Genomic DNA, 21,157 nt, shown 5'->3' on the forward strand with positions numbered 1-21,157 from the left:
CTACGTACTGGCGTAGCCGTTGCAGCAGCGATGCATGATGATTAAGGACTGTCCCGCGTCGTTAGAGCAAGCTAGGCAAGTGTTTGTTCAGCCCTTCAGGCAAAACAAATGCTCCATATTTGTAAAGACCTGCAACTGTTGCTAATGTTGCAACCCATTGGTCACTATGTCAACACTCCACCTTTCCGGAGTCAAAACTTGTTGGTTGATCCGTACTTGCTTTGCTTGTTCAGTATTCTGAACGGTTGGGGGGAAAATTAGTTTCCAAATGTAGTACAACATCAGTTCTTCCACTTGTGCGAGAATATCTCCGTTAGCCTTCACTTCGGTGAGGCTGGGCAGGTGTTCGGCAAAATAAATATGGTTGTTAGTCATCTCCAGAATATTGGAAGCCATAGCCCTGGGATATGGAAAGTCAGGATTGTTTTCCAGGATAACGTCAGCGACTTTTCTGGAAAGCTCTTTGTAAGAGGAGAAAAAGCCGTCCTGATTTTGAGCATCTACCGATTTGTTATGGTATGCCTTGGTGCCTTCTGCCACTACAATTCTGTGGAGGATATCCTCATCGATAAACGCCACAGTTGTATTTCGCTTTGCTGTATCTACAATACAACTAATTACTGCGCGCAACCTCTTGATCGGGTCATCTATTTCCATCGTTTTGAGATCAATCCTAAAGCGCATCCATTCCCAATACCAATTGACCAGGTAGATCAATAAGAGGTATTTATTCTCAAAATAACGGTAAATAGACGCTTCTGTAGACCCGATACGCTGCGCCAGTTTTTTAAAGTTGAACCGCTCCAGCCCAAGCTCATCGATCATAATGACGCTGTACTGAAGGATTTTACGCCCCAGGTCTGTTCGCTGCGGGTCGTTTTTGAATAGCTTTTCGTTGATCTTTAACTCGATAGATAGCAGAGCCATTTGGATTTCAAGTTGATGAAAGGTTCAGTAGTAATGACTTGCCTACAGCCATTTTAGTTCAATAATTCGTTCAGGTTTTGAGACTGATACATACCTTTCAGTCCTTCCTGTAGTTTCTTACGTGCAAAGAAGATCCGGCTTTTGACCGTACCTAAGGGAATATCGAGCTCCTGAGCAATTTCTTCGTATTTAAAACCCTGATAGTGCATCAAAAAGGGCACTTTCAGCCAGTCTTCCAGGCCGTCTACCAAACGGTAGAGCTCCTTCATTGTCACCGTTGACTCGCCACCGTTAAGCACTATGCGCCCCCCGCTATTCAGGAAGTAGTTGTTTGGTGTCTTGTCGTTTAGCGTTTGACGGCGCTTCTTCTGACGGTAGTTATTAATAAAGGTATTTCGCATAATGGTCATCAGCCACGCCCGGAGGTTAGTGTGCGGCTTATACATACTGCGGTACTTAAACGCTTTGTATGCTGTATCCTGTAAAAGGTCCTGCGCTTCTTCCTCATTCTTGGTGAGGTGAAATGCGAAGGAGGAAAGCATGGGGCGAAACTGGCAGAATGACTCAGTAAACTCGATCTGTGACATAGGGCTACGATTTTTTAAACAAGTTTAACTCCATTACACAATAGTAAAACTATTACAGACGCAAATATAACACTCCTGCCCACAGTTGGTTGAAATCTGGAAACTTTTTTTTAGACAAATTACAAATAGTGTAAAACAGGGCGCACGATAGGGCTATAGCAGCTACCGTAGCTCTACATACAAAACCGCCCCGCGTGCCTTCCTGGCACGTGGGGCGGTTTGACTATCCCCTATGATAGCAAAGCTCTAATCTGATTTCAAAATACGATGGGATAACACTTGCCCGCTACTACTCAGCCGGAGGAAATACAGCCCGTTGGAAGGCAACTGCTGCTCACTAAGCAACCACTCCTGCCAACCGGCAGAGGACGGCACCTGCCATCCTTCCCATATCAGCCGCCCTTGCTGATCAAGGACAGACAGATGGGCAGGCTCGGTTGTGGAGGCATAGTAGCGGACCGTAGCTTGCTGTACGAAAGGATTGGGGAAGACTTCCAGCCTGAAGCCTGCAGATTCAGCATCCACATACTCCAGAAACACAGGACCTTTGACCAGCGATTGGGTATAACACTCCGGCTGTATGCGTTGAGCATCCAAAAACACTGCTTCTGACAAGCGCACTGTACGCTTGGCTCGCAGGGTCAGGTAGAGCAAAGGTGTGTCGTTTTCAGGTGGAGTGTCGCCATTCCAACTCATGGCTAAGCGACAGGACGCCTGATGGAAAAACGGTTCACCCAGCGTACCAGGCGCCACGTTTTCCAAGGTCACGACCTCCTGATCAAAAGTTAAAAGTGCCTGAAAACCAGCTAAGCCAGACCAGTCGCTATTCAGGGGCACCTCCACTGCAGTACCGGCAGGAAGGATGACATCTTCAAAGTGAAGTATGGCTGCCGGACCATCATGCCTGCTTCTTGTTTCAGTTACCGGGCCAGCTGCACTGGCAACAGCACTCAGGTCAATATCACCTATTTTGATAGCGACATAGTCTTCCTCAAGCCGGGAAGCAGCTAAGTCATTGTAAGTTACTGAATATGGTATTGGTTCTGTCCAGGGATCTGCCGGATCTTCAAACTGATGGCTTTTCGGAACAAACCGCCAGCTGGGCCCATTGGGTATTTCCACAAGGATGCTCAGGATAACCTGACGCAGCAGGATGATATCGAGTGTACTAACAGAGCCTGAGTTATTGACATCGGCAGCAATCAGCTGATAGGGAGAATCCAAATGATCGATCCCCAGAATATGCCGGCTAATTAAAACGACATCGTAGGTAGTCAGCCCATTCTGGTCGTCTCCATCGAGGAAAGGGGTAACGGTATAATCAAATTCCGGTTCCAACCCTTCGAGTGCGTAGCCCCCCATACTATCAGTAAGAACAGACTGGCTGATGAAGCCACTAAGGTCAGCAGATACGCCCGACACCGGAGATTCATCCTCCCGCTCTATGGCACCGGCAATGGTGGGCAGCGGCGCATTGCAATCGGCCAGGTTGTTGGTGACCAGCACGTACGTTTCACAATAATCGTAATTGGGGCCACCGGTACTCCCATCAGGCTGTACCTGGAAGGGGTTGTCTGCACTGTCCCAGGCATACACTTCAAGCAGTGCCACACCCAGGTCTTCGCAAGTCAGGATGATGGACGTTTTGTCGCGGCCGGGCTGCTCCCCCACCCTGTTGACACTGTAGGTGACCGGACCGCTGCAGTCTGTATAGGGAGAAACAATCAGGTCTGCAGCGAATATAGTTGCGGCACCGCGGTCAAAATCTCCATCTCCATCCACATCCGTTTGCGGAGGTACGGGCATCAATGGTGTAGACAAACCATTAATACAGGTGGGTACTGGCGCCAGGCAGTCTACTATTCGGAATGGCATAGTAGCAGCAGCCTCGTTGCCACATCCGTCTTCCACCCGGATTTCAAATTCATGCTCTCCTATGGGCCAGTCCCCGTTAAGCTTCCACTTGGGATATGTTCCAAAAATATCGGTAAAAACGGAATCAACCGTGCCATCGGAGTATTCATCATAATATATTTCAATGGTCAGGTCCGATGGGGTGCAGTTATCCAATACACTAAAAAGGTACTCCGCAGAAGCACGGCAGGTTTCGTTGTTTATGCTACAGACATCTAATGGCGGGATGAACAGGATTTCCGGCGCTTCATCGTCAAAGACCTTTACATGCTGCTGGTATTGCCAGTACCCGTTCGATACGACTGTCCGCCAAAAACCTTCAGGGTTGGATTGACCGTTGCACACAGTGCCCTTCGTACCGGCAGCCGGTATGTTATTGCTGTGGTTATTGTCCCGGTCTACAAAAGCATGGTCCGAACGGCGGAGCACCCAAACGTCTTCATCTCCGGGTATTTCATCGCAATCTTCATCACGACGGATCAGTACAGGTGGGCTTTCTCCATCGTACTCGCACCAGTTGATCACCTTGTAAGTCCGGAAAAGCTTGTAGCACTCGTCTCCAGAAGCCGCAAAAATCGTATCCGTGACACTTACGGCCAGCAAGTCACAGGCCATCTCAAAGACCTCAATTGTATCTGGATTGGGTATTCCGCAGTTGGACATGCCATCCCGGGGGAACTTTATTTCATAGTTGTGATCAGGCTCTATGGTGATGAGCTGTTCGCAGGCTGTGTTTGACACATTCCCGGCAGCGTCTACTGCCTGAAAGCGCCGGACAATAGTACCTACCCCACACTCGTCAATCAAAGGTTCGGATTCCAGCTCTTCCCAGGTCGCCGAGCAGTTATCAGTTACAGAAGGCTGGCCAAACAGGGACTGAAGCCCTCCCAGGCTATCCGGTTCGAACCCGTTGGGCAGGCTATCGCAGGATATGACCCGATCGCTGGGGGGACTGCAATTGGGGCGGATTTTGTCTTCTATCAGGACCTCTGCCCAGCAGGTATTTTCATTGCCTGCCGTGTCAACCACCAACAGTTCTATGAGCACAAGCGAATCAATATCGCAGCAGGTAAAATCTACATAGGGTGCCCAGTCAGAGTAGGCAGAATCTACCGTTGCACAGCCTGGGCCTTTGGTGATCAGCCTGCGAACCTCCATTTGCTCAACGGCGCAGTTGTCCCAGCTGCCCTCATCTACACTTGGCGCAAGAAGGCGTACGAAACCGTCATGAGTCAGGGATACATTGAGCTGCTCATTGCAATCCGCAACCGGCTCTGTGCGGTCTTCCACACAGAAGGTACAGTACTGTTCGATTTGATTATCGCAGGCATCGGTCACCAGGTAGCGGAAAGCATGACAACCTGTAGGGATTCCGGAGACAAAACGGTTGGGCGCATCATTGGGAATAGTGGCCAGCACCTCTTCAATCTCTATTGTGTCTACAGGCAAGCCTGAGGCACTATGCACTATGCTATCGCGGAAGGTTACGACCTGGGTAAACACTTCCCAACCCGAGCAGTTGTCGGTTACTTCCGGTAAGGGTACTGCAAAAGCTCCAGTGCATTCAAAAGGCTGGGTTGGGAATATCAGTGCGTCATCCACGCCATCACCATCAGTGTCCTGTGCCGGACAGTCCAACAAAGGCGCGGTAAAGTCTCCTACCTTAATGATTTGCCCGAAAGTAAAGGAGCCAGCCGGATCGCACCAGTCAACAATATTCCAGGTCCTCAAGAACTGGAAGGAGGCTTCGCAGACCGGGATAGGCGGGCTGTCACTGTAAGTAGCACCCAGGTTGCAATACACCTGGTCCAGGTCCCGGGCGCCCTGCACCGTCAGCAAAAAAGGATAGCCGGTAAGGCTGGGGGAGGGATTGCCCATGCCATTTACCGGGTAATTCAGATTACAATCAATAGGGAACGTCTGAGGCGGTAGTGATATATCATCCACACCAGGGCGGCGCAAGTCAATTTGCTGGGTGCATGAACTGGCATTTCCGGAACCGTCCACAGCGGTAAAGGTCCGCAGGATACTCAACGCGCCACAGTCGCCTGATTGCTCCAGGTCATCCTCAAAAGAAAAGTTAACAGGCCCGCAGTTGTCCGATATTTCAGGGGTGCCTGTCCAGTGCAGGCTGTCAGTTTCCTGGATGAAAAACAGGTCTTCGCAGAACAGGGTTTGCGTAAACGGCAACACCACCTCAGTAGCACCACTAAGCAAGCCATTGCCATCAGGAAAAATCGTGTACGTATAGTCTCCGGTAGCACCGGGTGTATCCGTAGTGGTAAAAAGATAATAGAGCTGATTGGCTTCCAGCGGCAGCGACAGTCTTACATACGGGTCGTTGCTTCCGTTAAAAGGGTTCGGAGAGGCAGGGAAATCATGCTGCGCCAGAATACTACTGCACGGGCTCAGTGGGCTGAAGCCCCCCTGAAAGAGGGCCATGTGCCCGCCACCATCGGAAAAAGTGGTATTCAGAAAAAACGTAAACACGCCCGGTTGGTCTACTTCAAAGACAATCACATCGTAGAAACGGTCCCCGCTGACCGGCAAATCTCCGGAAAGGCAGGAGTGGACATTCACATTAATGGCCGGGCTTTGAGCTGTAATGGCTCCAGTCAGCTGCTGAGCCGTCTGCATAACCGATGCCGCATCGGTATTGGGCGGGCAGATTATGGAAGGGGGCGTCTGATCCCGGGCGACGACCATTCCCCAACAGGGAAAAGCCGCACTCAGGTCAAGATCATCCAGCGTTACATTCCAATTGGTAACAAAGGCGCTGAAGGCAGGGATAGGCTCTGCCACGCCTGGGGAAACCAGATTCAGAACAAGAACCTGCCCCTGAGTGACCGGGCTTTCAAAGCTGCCCGCATCAGAATTGTTGTAAAGGTTTTCAATGGCGACCGTGCCATCGGGATTCAGTACCTGAATACTAAAGGTAGCAGAGTCTGCCAATTCAATGGATGTTGCCCAGTCAAAATGAAGTACTCCTCCAAAATCAATCGGAAGGACTGCTGCCGACCAACCGCCAGATGCGTTTACGGACTGAAAAAGCGTATCTGCCGAAAAGCGGGTGGCTGCACTATCCCGATTGGATAACAGCCAGAACCCAGGGTCAGCCGATAGCGTAAACCCTGCAACAGCGTCTACTTGCTGAGGGTTGAGCTCTACCGGATAAGTACCTGTTCCATCCACTACCGGCCCATTGCCCGGCACCTCATCTATGACTTGTATATCGAAGTATTCCGCCGGGAGACAGCCAATATCCCCTTCCAGAATCATATCAGGCGTGATCAATCGCTGACAATCCTCGTCAAGCGTAACGATGATGGTGTCGTTGCAGCCGTAGCTTGTACCCGGCACTGGCTCCTGCCCCACCTCAACGGCAAAAATTTCTTGCCGGCCATTCCCGGCAGTATCAGACGCTATAATGGTAATTTCGTAGCTGCCTGGCAGAGCCGTAAGCAAAAAGTGATTGCCGTAAGGATTGCTAAGGGATAAGCTGGCGGTATCATCATTTGAAAACTCCACCTCAAGTACAGGATTGGGGTCGCAATCATCGGCTACTGTAATGGAAAAGAAGAAGACCGCAGGTTGCCCGGCGTTACAGCCCTCAATGGTAGCGTGCAAACCGGCAGCCGGATAAACGATGACCGGGGCAGTATCGTCTAATTCGCAATCAGACAGGATGGATTCGGCCCGGGATAATTCCGCCGGCCCTCCGTGGGCAGGCACGGACCACGCTGTTGTGCAGAGGAGCAAAACGAGCCCCAATGCATAACAAAACACGCTAAAAACCGTGGTGCCGGACGTCTTCATAATTTCACGAGATGCGAATCATCAGTTCGATTGTAAAGATATATGTCTTACAATCCCCTGCAATACTGGTTTAACAAATTATAACATATATGACAAATTCCTTTCTATTTTAATTTTAGAAAGATAGAGATTAACCTCGTACCTCACTTCTAAGACCGCTTCAACGGCTAAGAGGCTGCCTGTACGGTCACCATTCTTTTAGTGTCTGAATTTGTCCAAGTGTGTGCTTACTGTCTGGGTACAAACAATACCATTATGGGGGGAGGAAGGTACTGTTTGAACACCTGTAATGTGTTTGAGGTCGTCTTTTACTGGTTAGGCAGATGTGACAAAGGGATCAATCACTTAGTTCTTGCACGATTTCTATGAGGAAACAGGAATAAATCGACTTATTCCTGATATGACAAAAATGCTAAAATCATCTTAATTATTCAACAGATCGTTCCTTTATCTGAAATACTAAGCCCGGGTTTGTATAAAAAGAGACCTGCCAGAACGCTGTCAGAGCGTTCTGGCAGGCCATTAGCTTTGATTAATCCTGAATAATCATCTTTCTGGTTGCCACCTGTCCATTCACCTGCAAACGGTAATAGAGCACTCCGGCAGCAGGAAGTTCATCCCTCTCCAACCGAATCTCATTGTAGCCTGCTGCATAATCCCCATCATAGGTCTTCAGCAAGCGGCCATTAAGATCGAATATATGCAAGGCGGCTTCACCTGCTTCGGGCAGATCGAAACCAATAACGGTTCCCTGCCGGAATGGGTTAGGACGGTTTTGGTACAGACGGAACGGAGCCGTTGAGCTTGAGCTTTCGCCCTGTGCAAAGTTCAGGCTGACGTCCAGCAATCGTCCGTCCCGGCTATAGGCCTCTGCCAGTGTGACACTGGAATTGACCTCAAGCACCTCGCTTAGTGCGGCGTTTGCGTTGCCTACAACGTCGAAGACCAGGGTAAACAGTACGGGGCCACCGGCCGTGCCACCATTTGCCATCAGCTCCTCGTCGTACCAGCTGGCGGTAATCAGGCCCCAGTCTGCATCATAAAGACCAAGGCTATTTTCCTGAGCCAGGCCATACTCTACCTCTGCCAGCGCCAGCATATCGGTATCAAAGTTCATGGAGAACTGATAGCCGTACACAGGCTCATCCTGAGGTGCGTGCACCGGAACCCGGATTTGGGCTCCCGGTTTCAGCTGCTGCTCCCCGGTTTCCAGTTGGAATGCACCACGGAAACTCCGCTCATCGATTCCGGTAAACAGGGTCGTCGTCGCACTATTGTTTACATCTCCAACCTTGATGGCTACGAAGTCATTGGACATCACATCATCATCCAGGTTATTAATAGAAATACTTTCGGGGAACAGAGAGAACCATGGGTTCGTCGGTACAGGGAATACAAACTCCCGGTCTACAAACCTCCAGCTCGTATTGCCGGCGAACTCCTGGATTTCACCCAGAATCAGCTTTTGAATCTGGATCATATCCAGAGTCGTAATAGAATTGGTCCTGTTGACGTCCGCAGCAATCATCTTGTACGGGCTACCCAGTGATGCGATCCCCAGCAAGTGCTGCTGTATGATGATCAAATCAAAAGTTGACACCCCATTGCGGTGCTCATCATTCCTGGACGGCGTCACCGTATAGTCGTAGCCCATTGGCAGATCCACAAATTCGTAGGTACCCGTTGAGTTAGTCATCATCGAAGTGCTCATCTGCCCACTCAGCGAAACTTCTACCGCTTCCACAGCATCGTCATTCTCTCTGGAGATGAGGCCAGCCATCATCGGGTCCGGTTGTGTGGTATTACAGTAGCCTTCCGGGTCAGTGATCAGCACATAAGTTTCGCAGAAGTCCCAGTTAGGGCCGCCCACGGTACCATCCGGCTGAACAGCATTCGGATTGAAGGCACTATCGTAAAAATAGACCTCAATAGGTACGTTACCGACGTCATCACAGGTGAAGTAGATCGAGGTTTGGTTGAAGTTTGGCGTCTCCCCTACCAGGTTCACGGAGAAAGCGATAGTATCATCACTACAGTCCGATTCGCTGATGTGGAAGTCGTTTGCCCAAATTCCTGCACCGTAGGCATCGATCTCGCCATCACCATCAATATCGGTGTTTGGCGGCAGCTCCTGCAGGCTAAAGGTGATGCCATTCAGGCAAGTCAGCGTTGGCGGTGCACAGTCGATTACTTCAAATGGGAGTATCGCAAAGTCCGTATTCCCGCCACAACCGTCTGAGACCGTTACTCGGAATTCATGAGAACCAATGGGGTATGCTCCGCCGATCACGTAGTTTGGATAGGAGCCGGTAAGTTGGTTGGTCACGTTGAAGTCTATCGTACCATTGGCGCCCGCATCCAACTGAACTGTAATATCGAGGTTGTCAGGGTCACAGTTTTCAACAATCGTGAATGGGAACTGCACCGTTGCGTTACAAGTCACCTGATTAATACTGCAGAATTCCTGAGGGCCGGCAAAGCTGATCTCCGGCGCTTCTTCATCTTTCACCTCAATTATCTGAGTATACTGCCAGTAACCCACTGACGAAACCGTACGCCAGTATCCCGCAGGGTTGGTCTGCCCATCGCAGGACGTCCCCTTCACGCCAAAGGCAGGGTTGCTGTTGCCTGGGTTATTGTCGCGGTCGATGTACGTTATACCCGGGGTACGAACCACCCAGACATCTTCATCTCCGGGCGTGGCATCGCAATCTTCATTGCGGCCGACCACGAACGGTCCGGAAATACCGTCCCACTCGCACATATTCTGCACCCGGTAGCGGCGGAAGATTTTGTAGCATGAAGCATCATTACCACCTGCATTCGGGTAGAAATATTCATCAAAGACACTTACCGAGAGCATATCGCAGCCCTGCCCGTTGACCAGGATCGTGTCTGGTGAAGGTACGCCACAGTTGGAGATCTCGTCTTTCGGGAACTTGATCGTGTAGTTGTACTCTTCCGTTACCGTGATAACCTGCTGGCAGGTGTTAGTAGACTGATTACCCGCATTATCAAATGCTGTGAACGTACGCGTAATGGTACCAAAGCCACAGGCATCGAGCGTGGATTCCGGTGTGAATTCATTCACTGTAGCGACTCCGCAATCATCCATTGCAGTAGCGACTCCAAACAAGGCCTCCAGTGCCTGAGGGCTTTCTGGTTCGAAACCAGCTGGGATATCCGCACAGCTGATCGTAGTGCTCGCTGGCGCAACGCAGAATGGATTGATCTTATCCTCAATCATTACCTCCAGCCAGCAAATATTCTGATTGCCATAGATGTCTGTCACGCGGAGCTCAATGGTTACCATGCTGCCGGCATCACAGCAGGAGAAATCAACAAAATTGCCCCAGTCGGAATAATAGTCCGTAACATCACTGCAATCGTTAGGGTCAAGCTCGTACAAGCGCCGTACTTCAAGGGTGGCAATTTCGCAGTTGTCACTGCTGCCCTCGTCGATATCCGTAGCAAATACCCGTGCTGCGCCATTACCGCCCAGTGAGATATTCAGGTCATCGTCGCAAACCGCTGAAGGTGCAATATTGTCTTCGATGCAGAACGGTGCGTCTATAATGGTAAAGTTGTTGCAATCGTCTGTCACTTTATAACGGAAGACATGGCAGCCTATCGGGATACCCGTTATGAAACGGTTGTCATCCGGCCCGATTGAAGCAAACACCGTTTGTACGGTATCGTAACCAATCAACTGGCCATACTGATTGTAGTCGGGCACAACTTCCTCAACGAGGATGTCTGTATCAATCTCGAAGCTGGAGCAGTTGTCTGTGACATCTGGCTCTGGCACCACGATAGCTGCGGTACAATCAAAAGTACCCGTAGAGTACACGAGTGGATCAAGCTCACCATCACCATCAGTGTCTACGTTCGGAGCTGTAACCTCAGGCCCTTCCTCATCACCAATCTTAATCAGCTGAGTGAAGGTGGTAACGTTGTCGCCACCATCCGGGCACCAGTCAATAATTGTCCACTCCCGCACGAATTTGATCGTACCGTCACACACCTGAATAGGCGGGCCATCCTCAAAGGTGGCGCCAAGGTCGCAAAGCGCGCCATCAAAGAAGTAATCATTATAGTAACCGTCAATCATTGGGGAACCGGTAACATCTGCCGTTGGGTTGCCCGTTATCGGATCGGCATTGAATGGCTGATCACAGGAGACCACCGGTGCAGGGTCCGGCTGCATAATATCACTGAATGACAGGTTGCGGAAGTTAATTTCCTGCACACAAGTCGTGGAGTTGCCTGCCGGGTCAGTCACTGTAAAGGTACGGTTGATGCGCTGCCCTTCGCAACTTGGCAGCCCCATTACCATCTCATCGGTAAAGGTAATGGTGTTGTAGTCCACGCAGTTGTCCAGGACAATTGGCTGCCCAAGATCGGCAAGGCTGGATTCAGCATCCATCACAAAGTCAAAATCGTTGCAAACCAGGTCTACTTCCTGCGTAGGGCAGACAATCGTTGGTGCTGTTACATCCGTTACCCAGATATTCCCCCAGCACAACAGGCCACAGTACGGGTCAATGACTTCTGCAATCAGCAGCTGACCAACCTCGTTTCCTGTAATCGTATTCCCTATAGACACACCGCTCTCATTGATCAAATTCACCTGCAAAGAGCCCATGCAATCCGGGGTACCCTCCAGGACCATGTCTGGCGTGACCAATATTTCACAGCTGGTACCAAAAGTTACGTTAACCTGATCGTTGCAGCCATAAGAAGTAATGTCTGTAAGCTCAATGGTCACTGTAGCGGATGTTGCCGGGCACATGCCCATCCCTCCTACTGTATAAACAAAGTCATAGCTGCCTTCCGGTACCCCTGCAAAGTCAACGTTGGTTGGATCGAGCAGGCTGACACCAGCGCCATCCACATCCTGCCAGAAGCCACCTGGGCTTGGTGTGCCAGCCAGTGCTCCAAACAGGTCGTAGTTGATCTCATCCGGGGTACAGGACAGGCACAGCTGCTGCATCGTACCGATACCGGCTGACAGGTCGTTGCAGTTGTTTAGCGTAATCGTTGCCGGGTCGTGGTCATCCTCATCCGTTGCGGCAATGCCACTGCCCGGTGCACCGGTACCATTTCCATTGATGGCATCATCGGCAGCGGAATTGGGTGCGCCACCTGCATCGTTTGACGGGTTGTTGTCGTAGAAGGAATCCGCATCCGTCGGGGGTGTATTCGTGGAATCATTATCATCATCAGCCGCGCTGATCTCAGCATAATTGGTAATTGCGGCCCCCATGTAATTGTCATCAATTTCAAAATCAATGGTGACCGTTTCTGTACCACCAAGTGCGGCAATTGGGCCGGGTATGGTATAGGTTGCCTGATTACCATTCTGTGCCCAGTCCGCGTCTGTAAGGTTCAATCCGGATGGGATGTAATCTGTGATTTCGACGTTGTAGGCCGGGAAGTCTCCCTGATTGGTAATAGTGATACTGTAAGTGACAGGGTCACCCAGGCTGAATGGCCCCACCGTACTGACAACCTTGGTCAGTGCCAGGTCAAAGGCTGCTTCAGGGGTCTGATCAACTACCAGTGAAGCACCATCGTAATCATCCTCATTGGCACCGGCAGCACCGTTATTGGGTGTGGAATCTCCGTCGCCCAGACCAATTGGGTTGACTGCACTTAGGATTTCTGCGAAGTTTTGGATGCTGGTACCATCAAATTCCGGATCAATCACAAAGTCAATGGTGACCATAGTGGTTTGTCCGGCCGAGAGGGTGAATATTGGTGTATTCAACGTCGCAATGCCGTTGTCTTCAGACCAGTCCGGGTCAATCAGCGTCAATCCGTCCGGAATAAAGTCCTGAATCTCGACAAACTGAGCAGCTATGCTGCCCTGATTGCTGATGTTGATGTTGAAGGTCACGTTGTCGCCCGGCTCAAACGGACCAACACTAGCCAGGGTCTTGATCAGAGCCAGGTCGAAGTTTTGCTGCGTGACGGTAAGCGAAGCACTGTCGATATCATCCTCACCTGAACCGGCGAAGCCGTTATTTGGCGTAGAATCAATATCCTGAATGCCCTGAGCATTGGTCGCTGAGTGAATTTCAGCGTAGTTGACTATGCTCGCACCCTGGAAGTTCTGGTTGACCACAAAATCCACGGTTACCGAAGCCGAGTTACCAGGTGCCAGAGAGGAAATGGGGCTATTCAGCACCACTGTTCCCCCTTGCTGAGACCAGTCCATATCAGCCGGGATCAAACCGGCAGCTATGTAGTCTTTAATGACGATATTCTGAGCCGTGATGTCCCCTTCATTCGTCACCGTAATAACGAACCTCACGAGGTTGCCAGGCTGATAAGGGCCGGGCGTAGCATTCACATCAATAGCCTTTTCAAGCGACAAGTCAAATACCGGGTCATCTTCCTGAGAGACATTGATGAAAGCCCCGTCGAAGTCATCCTCATTATTGCCGGAGCTACCGTTGCCCGGTGTGGAGTCGACATCCGTAAAGCCTCCGGTATTGCTGGCCGAACCTATTTCTGCGAAGTTGGTAATACCAGTGCCAGTGAAACTTCCGGAAACAGTAAAGGTGATATTTCGGGTCGCTGAGGCACCGGCAGGCAGGCTGGCAATAGGCACATCAAGCTGTGCATAAGAACCAATCTGTGACCAGTCACTGTCTGCCAGCACAAGTCCAAGTGGAATGTAATCCCGGATCTGTACGTTTTGGGCGTTGATATCCCCCTCGTTCAACACAGTAATGCTAAAGGTCACCGTACTGCCCGGCAGGAATGGCCCGGGGGTAAGGCTGGTATTGAGGTTTTTGGATAAGGCCAGGTCAAACTCCTGAACGCTGCTGATGACGTTGATAATCGCGTTGTCGTAATCATCCTCACCGGAGCCGGCAGCGCCGTTAGCCGGTGTGGAGTCTGCGTCACCTATACCAAGGTCATTGGTAAAGGCGCCGATTTCTGCATTATTATTAATAATTGAACCGGTGAAGGCTGTAGATACTGTAAAGGAGATGTCTACAGAAGCAGACTGCCCGGGAGCAAGGTTCGTAATGGCGTTGTTGAAAATAGCCGTGGAACCATTCTGCGTCCAGTCGTTATCTGCCAGTACCAGCCCAAGTGGCATATAGTCGCGCAGCTGAATGGTCTGCGCTGTCATACTGCCCTGATTAATCACGGTGATGGTGAAAGTGACGGGGCTGCCCGGCATAAACGGACCAGGGGTCAGGCTGGTATTGACTGACTTGGAAAGCGCCAGGTCGAAGTTTTGTTGCAGAACGGAGATGGTCGCGCCATCGTAGTCGTCCTCATTGCTTCCCATGCTACCGTTGCCCGGTGTAGAGTCCTGGTCATCGATTCCTAAAGTATTGAAAGCACTGCCTACTTCTGCGAAGTTGGTCAGAGAAGTCCCTGAAAAGGAGGCATTAATTTCAAAGTCCACACTCAGTGTGGTGGTGGCGCCCGGTGCAAGGCTGGCAATAGGCACGTTCAGCTCTGCCACTGAACCCACTGCTGTCCAGTCCGGGTCGATAAGAGTAAGGCCGGACGGGATGTACTCCCGAAGCTGAATATTCTGAGCTGTAATGCTACCCTGATTGGCCACAGAAATATTAAAGGTAACCGCATCGCCTGGCTCAAACGGGCCAGGGGTTACACTACTGTTGAGGGATTTGCTGAGCGCCAGGTCAAAAGTCTGTTGCTGCAGGCTGATGACCGCGCCATCATAATCATCCTCGTTTGGCGCATTGGCACCGTTGCCGGGGGTGGAGTCGGAGTCCTGTGCACCGGCATTATTAGTAGCGCCGGCAATCTCAGCGTAGTTAATTATCGTCGCCCCTGTGAATGAAGCAATAATCGCCATATCGATATCCACGGTTACAGAAGCACCGGGAGCAAGACTGGATATGTTATTGTTTAGGGAAGCAACGCCGCCGTTGTTGGTCCAGTCCGGATCGATAACGACCAGCCCTTGCGGAACGTAGTCGACGACTTCGATATTCTGAGCCGTCAGGTCGCCTTCGTTGGTAATCTCGATACGGAAAGTAACCGATGAGCCCGGAGACAGGTTGCTGCTGCCCAGTACTGTTTTCTCCAGAGCCAGGTCAAAGTTCTGCAGGCAGCTAACTGTAATATCAACAGCATCATCGTCATCCTGATCATGGCTGCCATCTGCCGGGTGAGAATCCACATCGGGTTGCGGGGTGCTGTCGCCGGCAATTTCAGCACAGTTGGTCAGCACTTCGCCACAGTCTACATCCGCATCAATCTGGAAGGTAATCGGCACAGAAACCGAGGCGCCCGGAGCCAGACTTGCAATAGGCGTTTTCAGGCGCAGAATATTGCCCTGAACCGGCTCCCAGTCATTATCCGCCAGTGTCATGTGGTTGAAAGGATAATAATCATACAGTTGAATATCTGTACCGGTAATATTACCCTGGTTGATCACATTAAGGTTATAGGTCACGTACTGCCCGGCTTCAAACGGGCCAGCAGTCACTACTGTTTTAGTCAGCGCCAAATCGTAGTTCTGCACCACTGTAATCAGAGCGTTATCCTGATCATCTTCTGCACTGACACCATTATTAGGTGTGGAGTCATCGTCCGGCAGCTGTGAGTTATTGGACGCAGTTTGTATCTCAGCAACGTTATTGATCGATGTACCCGTAAAGTGGTCATCAATCGTAAAGGTAATATTCACACTAACGCTGCCATCTACCGGGATACTCGAAATCGGAGTATTCAGCGTGGCTATACCGTTATTAAAAGTCCAGTTGGCATCGTTTGGTACCAGGCTCGATGGATAAGTATCTTTAATTTGAACGCCTGTTGCTTCAAGAGAACCGGTATTCTCCACTGTAATAGTATACGTAACCTGATCGCCAGGCTCATAAGGGCCAGGTGTCAGGGAAGAATTCACGGATTTATTGAGTTCGAGGTCGAAGTTTTCGGCTTCTCCGCCAACTTCTAATGCCGCGCTGTCCGTGTCGTCTTCGCCGTTGTCTATTCCATTAAATGGTGTGGAATCCGTATCCCACATGCCCATGGCATTAGAAGCCGCAGCGATTTCCGCATTATTGACAATGGCGCCCTCAGGTGCACCTGCGTCAATCATAAAGGTAATGGTACGGGTAACCGATTCACCCGGCGCTATCGTTGGAATGGGCTGTGCCAGTGTAGCCGAGCTCATCATTGACATCCAGGTATTGCTGGTCAGGGTCAGGAAGTTGGGCACATAATCGACAATCTGCACGCCAGTAGCAGCCAGGTTACCTTCATTAGTGACGGTAATATCGAATGCGACGGTCTGGCCTGGCAGGAATGGGCCCGGGTTCACCTCTTCATTGATTTGCTTGGTCAGAGAGAGGTCGAATACCGGCATGGGCTGTTCCACAGGAACGACCGCCGTATCATCATCGTCTTCCTGCGTACTGCCGTTGGCTGGCGTGGAATCTCCGTCAGGATGGACGTTCATGTCGTCATAGGAAGCAATTTCACCATAGTTGATGATGCTTACGCCGCTGAAGTTATTGTTAATCCGGAAGGTCACCTCTACGGTTTCTGTTGCGCCCGGCATTACAAGGGGGATAGGTGCAACCAGATTCGCGCGTGAAGGCGTCACCATTTCCCAATCCGAGTCTTCCAGTGTCAGGCCATTGGGGACCTGCTCGTTGATTTGGACGCTCGTTGCCATAATGGAGCCCTGATTGGTCACCTCAAATTCAAAGGTTACCAGGTCGCCAGGCTCGTAGGGGCCGTAGCTGACCACATTTTTATGCAGAGCAAGGTCAAAGGACGGCTGTATGACAAGCAATACTTCGTCCTGATCATCTTCCTCCGGGTTGTTGTTATCCGGAGAGGAATCCTGATCATCCGTCCATGGGAAGTTATAGAAGCTCAGTACTTCTGCAGAGTTCACGATGGAACTGCCAGTGAAAAATGGATCAATAGTAAAGGTGACCTGTACTGTTGCGGATTGTCCGGGCTCAATTTCCACAATTTCTTCTTTGAGAACTGCCACGCCGTTATCGGTTTCCCAGTCCGTATCGTTCAGGATAAGCCCATTGGGAGTGTAGTCCTGTACGACCACATTTTCTGCCAGCAGGATACCTTCATTCTTTACTGTAATTTCGAAAGTCACATCCTGGCCGGGTTCGAAAGGCCCGTTACCCACGACTCTTTTGTCCAGGCTGAGGTCAAAAATCAAGGCCGGATTTACGGATATCTCTACGGTACTGTAGTCATCCTCGTTATCATCGTTCCCGTTGATAAAGTCAGGTGTGGAATCAGCATCGGTATAATTCATAGCGTTGTTGACCTGAGCAATCTCCGCAGCGTTGACAATGGTTTCTCCGGTAAAGGCATTATCAATGCGGTAGGTTACGCTCATGGTCACCGAATCGCCAGGTGCCAGATTAGGCAACTGAAAGAGGTTGCCGGACACATGGTACTGCCCGCCGTCTTCCATATTGAGCCCGGCGGGAGCATAATCAACAACCCTGAGGAAGGTAGTGCTGAGCATACCTTCATTGTAAACGGTAATATTATATTTCACCAGCTGGCCCGGTGTAAACGGAGGAGGCGTCAGCACGGTATCCAGTTCTTTCTTCAGAGACAAGTCAAAGAGGACTTCCTGGAAGCCGGCATCAAGCGAAGCATTCATCACTCCGGCTTCACCCGTGGAGTAAGCGATATAAGGTAGCCCATCGGGTATACCTCCTGGCATATTGTCAGATAAAACTTCAGGATCGGGATTAGAATCATGCAAAGAAGAACCGCCCAACTTGCCGGTTGCTGCATAGGTTTTTCCGCTGGCTACGACAAACTGATTCTCAGGGTTATTGGCATCATTTCCGAATACGATGTAGTATTGGGTTTGAGGCAGCACCTGAGTTTCCAGCAACCAGTTTTCGCCCTGTGTACCGTGCTTTGTGAAGTGATAATGCCCATCCGCACCCGAAGTAGTGGTGGCCAGCAGGGTGCCGCTGCCATCATAAAGGCTGATTGGCATAGCCTTGACAGGCACTTCGCAGGCATCCTGCACCCCATTCGCATTCTTATCAGCCCAAACATAATCGCCAAGCTGAATGGGTGCCGGGCGGCAAATGCAGAACATAAAGTCACTCACACCTACCATCTGAGGGGCAGGGTTTTGTGGGCTTTGTGCCCCTGTTTCCAGACGAACGACTACAGAATCTACTTTCTCCGCAAAATACACCCATAAGTTACCACTGGGATCCGATGCGCCAAGCATCATACCCTGTGACTCATATTCGTTGGCGTTCAGGAGAGCTACCTGATTGTTATACATACCGGAGTACGGCGTGATATCGTTTAGGGAAAGGGGTACTTCTGTACCATGCAGGAAGCCATGAACGCTTACCTTATCCTGATAAGCCCCTTCCAGCTGATCAATGCCCAGCACAGAGAAGCTCAAATCATCTACCGGAATACCGAATGTAAAACTGCTCTGTACGTACTGTCCGGCAACCTCAGCATCCATACCCAGTGCCCAGAACCCACGGGTACCTCCCAGTGGAGACAGGTCACTGTCAACCATAAATCCGGCCGGGGTAGCCACACCTGCAGGGTCTTCGTTAACAACATCCAGTATAGACCCTCCGATAGTGTGGGGCATCGGGTTGGCGTTATTGTCTCCAAACTGATGCCAATCCATAATACGGGCGCACTGTGGCGCAATGGGCACAGGGTCTTCGCACCACTGTATTTTGCCAAGGCCGATCATTTGCAGCCCCGGATCGTCCACTGCAGCGCCAATTGCAGAGAAGTTAATCGCCACCTGGTCAACGGGGTCGGTAAAGTGTACGGTAACGTTGCCTGAGGTTGAGGCATCACTCACAGTGGTGGTGCCTTCAAAGATGCCATCGCCAAGCTGATTGACATGAACCCCTACGAAGGTGTCGTCCATATTCATACCCACCGGCACACCAGACAGAGAACCCTGAATAGCGACCCGGTCAATTGCATTACCGGTAATGTCAATATCTAATACCTGAAAAACCAGGCGCTGTACGGGGCGGTCAAAAGAAAAGACAACGCCCACATCTCTGGGATCATTGCCATCATGACTGTCAGCGTCCATCTCCAGAGAATAGAAGACTTCCTCTCCACCCAGCATTTCATGAATGACACGGTGGGTGTAGGGGGTGCCATCTGCCGAAGCAATCGCACAGGATATTTCATCCCCGCCTATTGTTTTGGAATAAGGCGGCAGTGGGAATGGGTTTGCCCCATCTGCATAATCTGCCCAGTCCAGAATATTAAAGTTTTCAATACAAATATTACCGTAGTTGTCCGGGTTCTCACAATCCTCCTCGACAACCTGTGGAGTAAACCCTGCCAGGATAGTACAGTCCCCGGGCTGAGCAAAGCGCACATCCGAGACATTATCATTCCCAACCATAGAGAACCCTACTCCCTGAAGACTCTGAGCTGTAAACTCAATACGGTAGTCCTCTTCAGCATTAAGGTTTGGAATGGCCCAGACCCCATCTGCATTCGAGTAGGCAGTGCCTGCCAGTTCGCCATTGCAATCGTAGGCCTCTACTTTGACGTTGGGCAGGCCCGGTTCGGCACCGAACGCGCCGTTGTAGTCCAGGTCTTCCCACACCAGGCCGCCAATTTCATCCGGCTCACCGGTGCATGGAGGCGTACAGGCAATAGCTGACACCTCATCAAGAACCTGACATCCTGAGCCATCGCTAAGCATAACCGGATAGGCTGACCCAGGTGCTGATAATGTAAAACCACCCAGCTCGCCGTTCCCATCCGTGGCACTAATAGCGTAGGTCTGCGTTTGACCGGCTACCGTGATGTCCAATTCGTTTCCACCTATACCCTCCCAGGAAAAGAGCACTGTCACATCGAAAGTATTGCCCCCATTCTGAAACGTACAGTTTACCTCAACATCATCGATGGAAAGGGCACACTGATTTTGGGCCAGAGCAGAAAAAGAGAAGAAGGACCCCAGCAATATTACCGGCAGGACCTTGAGGTTAATAATGTGGGCTAAACGGTTCACTACATTGAAGTGGGTGTAGCTATGTCTCATGCGATTAAAATTTGAATACTCTGATAATGAAGCTGGCTGAAGCATTCAACCACCTTTGTACGGGCTTTGATGTCGCGAAAGCAGTTACTCAGCGCCGTAAAGGTGCGTTTGGCTACATCCAGTTGCAGGGTCACAGTGCTTGTACAACTACTTACATCAAAATCTGCGCCAATTTTTTATTGAGACGCAAGATGGTGCAAAGGAGTACAAAATATTTAGTTTGCTCATCGCACTGCGACAACCATACGCTGGAAACTTAATGAGATTTGTAAAGGGCGTTAGGCGCGAGCCGGGGCTCACATCTAAAGTTTTGTTTAAATAGAGAATATCCTGCTCGGGGCAGGGGGGTATTCTATCCGATTGTAGGTTACGGAACCGGCACAGGACTTACCGGTTTAGTTGTCACAAAAATAGGTAAATATTTAAAACCCTGCCACTTTTGACTGGCTAAATGTGCAGCTTATTGTCCTTTCACTGGCATTCAATACACATTGTTATTTATTGAATATCAAAACTTTAGATAAAAACCGGGCAAACCCAAGCTCTATTGGGCTGCCCGGCGAAGGTGAAATTGTTCACCAAAAACCGTTTCTTAAGAAGTATAGCATGGCGATTGCCCTCATTCAGAGAATAAGCGCCTTCAGGCATTCTTCTCTGAACAGGGCCACTTCACCATCCTTTCTCCTTTGTATCAGACCCGCCTTAGGCAGGTTCCGCTTCTTTAGGAAAGTGAGAATTATGCACAATACCCTGAAACTATACCAATCCGGGTATTTAATTTTTCGTCGTTTGCCAATAAGTTAAGTTTTTGGGAAGAGCCGGCAGGTGGATCAGATACAAGATAATGCCAGAACCG

The 21,157-nt window shown here is 50.4% G+C and carries 4 protein-coding genes; all 4 read right to left on the reverse strand.

The window, feature by feature from the left end; genetic code table 11:
* Nucleotides 1–141: 141 nt before the first annotated feature.
* Nucleotides 142–927, reverse strand: coding sequence for a TetR/AcrR family transcriptional regulator (locus ACO08I_RS10725; protein ID WP_063978271.1), 786 nt, complete (start codon nt 925–927; stop codon nt 142–144).
* A gap of 53 nt (nt 928–980) precedes the next feature.
* Nucleotides 981–1,514 carry an RNA polymerase sigma factor gene (locus ACO08I_RS10730; RefSeq protein WP_044221755.1) on the reverse strand — a complete coding sequence of 178 codons (534 nt, stop codon included), beginning with the start codon at nt 1,512–1,514 and terminating at the stop codon, nt 981–983.
* A gap of 246 nt (nt 1,515–1,760) precedes the next feature.
* Nucleotides 1,761–7,244, reverse strand: coding sequence for a T9SS type A sorting domain-containing protein (locus tag ACO08I_RS10735; RefSeq protein WP_421949299.1), 5,484 nt, complete (start codon nt 7,242–7,244; stop codon nt 1,761–1,763).
* Nucleotides 7,245–7,776: 532 nt separating this feature from the next.
* Nucleotides 7,777–20,301 carry a DUF7507 domain-containing protein gene (locus ACO08I_RS10740; RefSeq protein ID WP_421949300.1) on the reverse strand — a complete coding sequence of 4,175 codons (12,525 nt, stop codon included), beginning with the start codon at nt 20,299–20,301 and terminating at the stop codon, nt 7,777–7,779.
* Nucleotides 20,302–21,157 lie beyond the last annotated feature (856 nt).

Origin of the sequence: Phaeodactylibacter xiamenensis (assembly GCF_965229835.1) — a bacterium.
Lineage (GTDB): Bacteria > Bacteroidota > Bacteroidia > Chitinophagales > Saprospiraceae > Phaeodactylibacter > Phaeodactylibacter xiamenensis.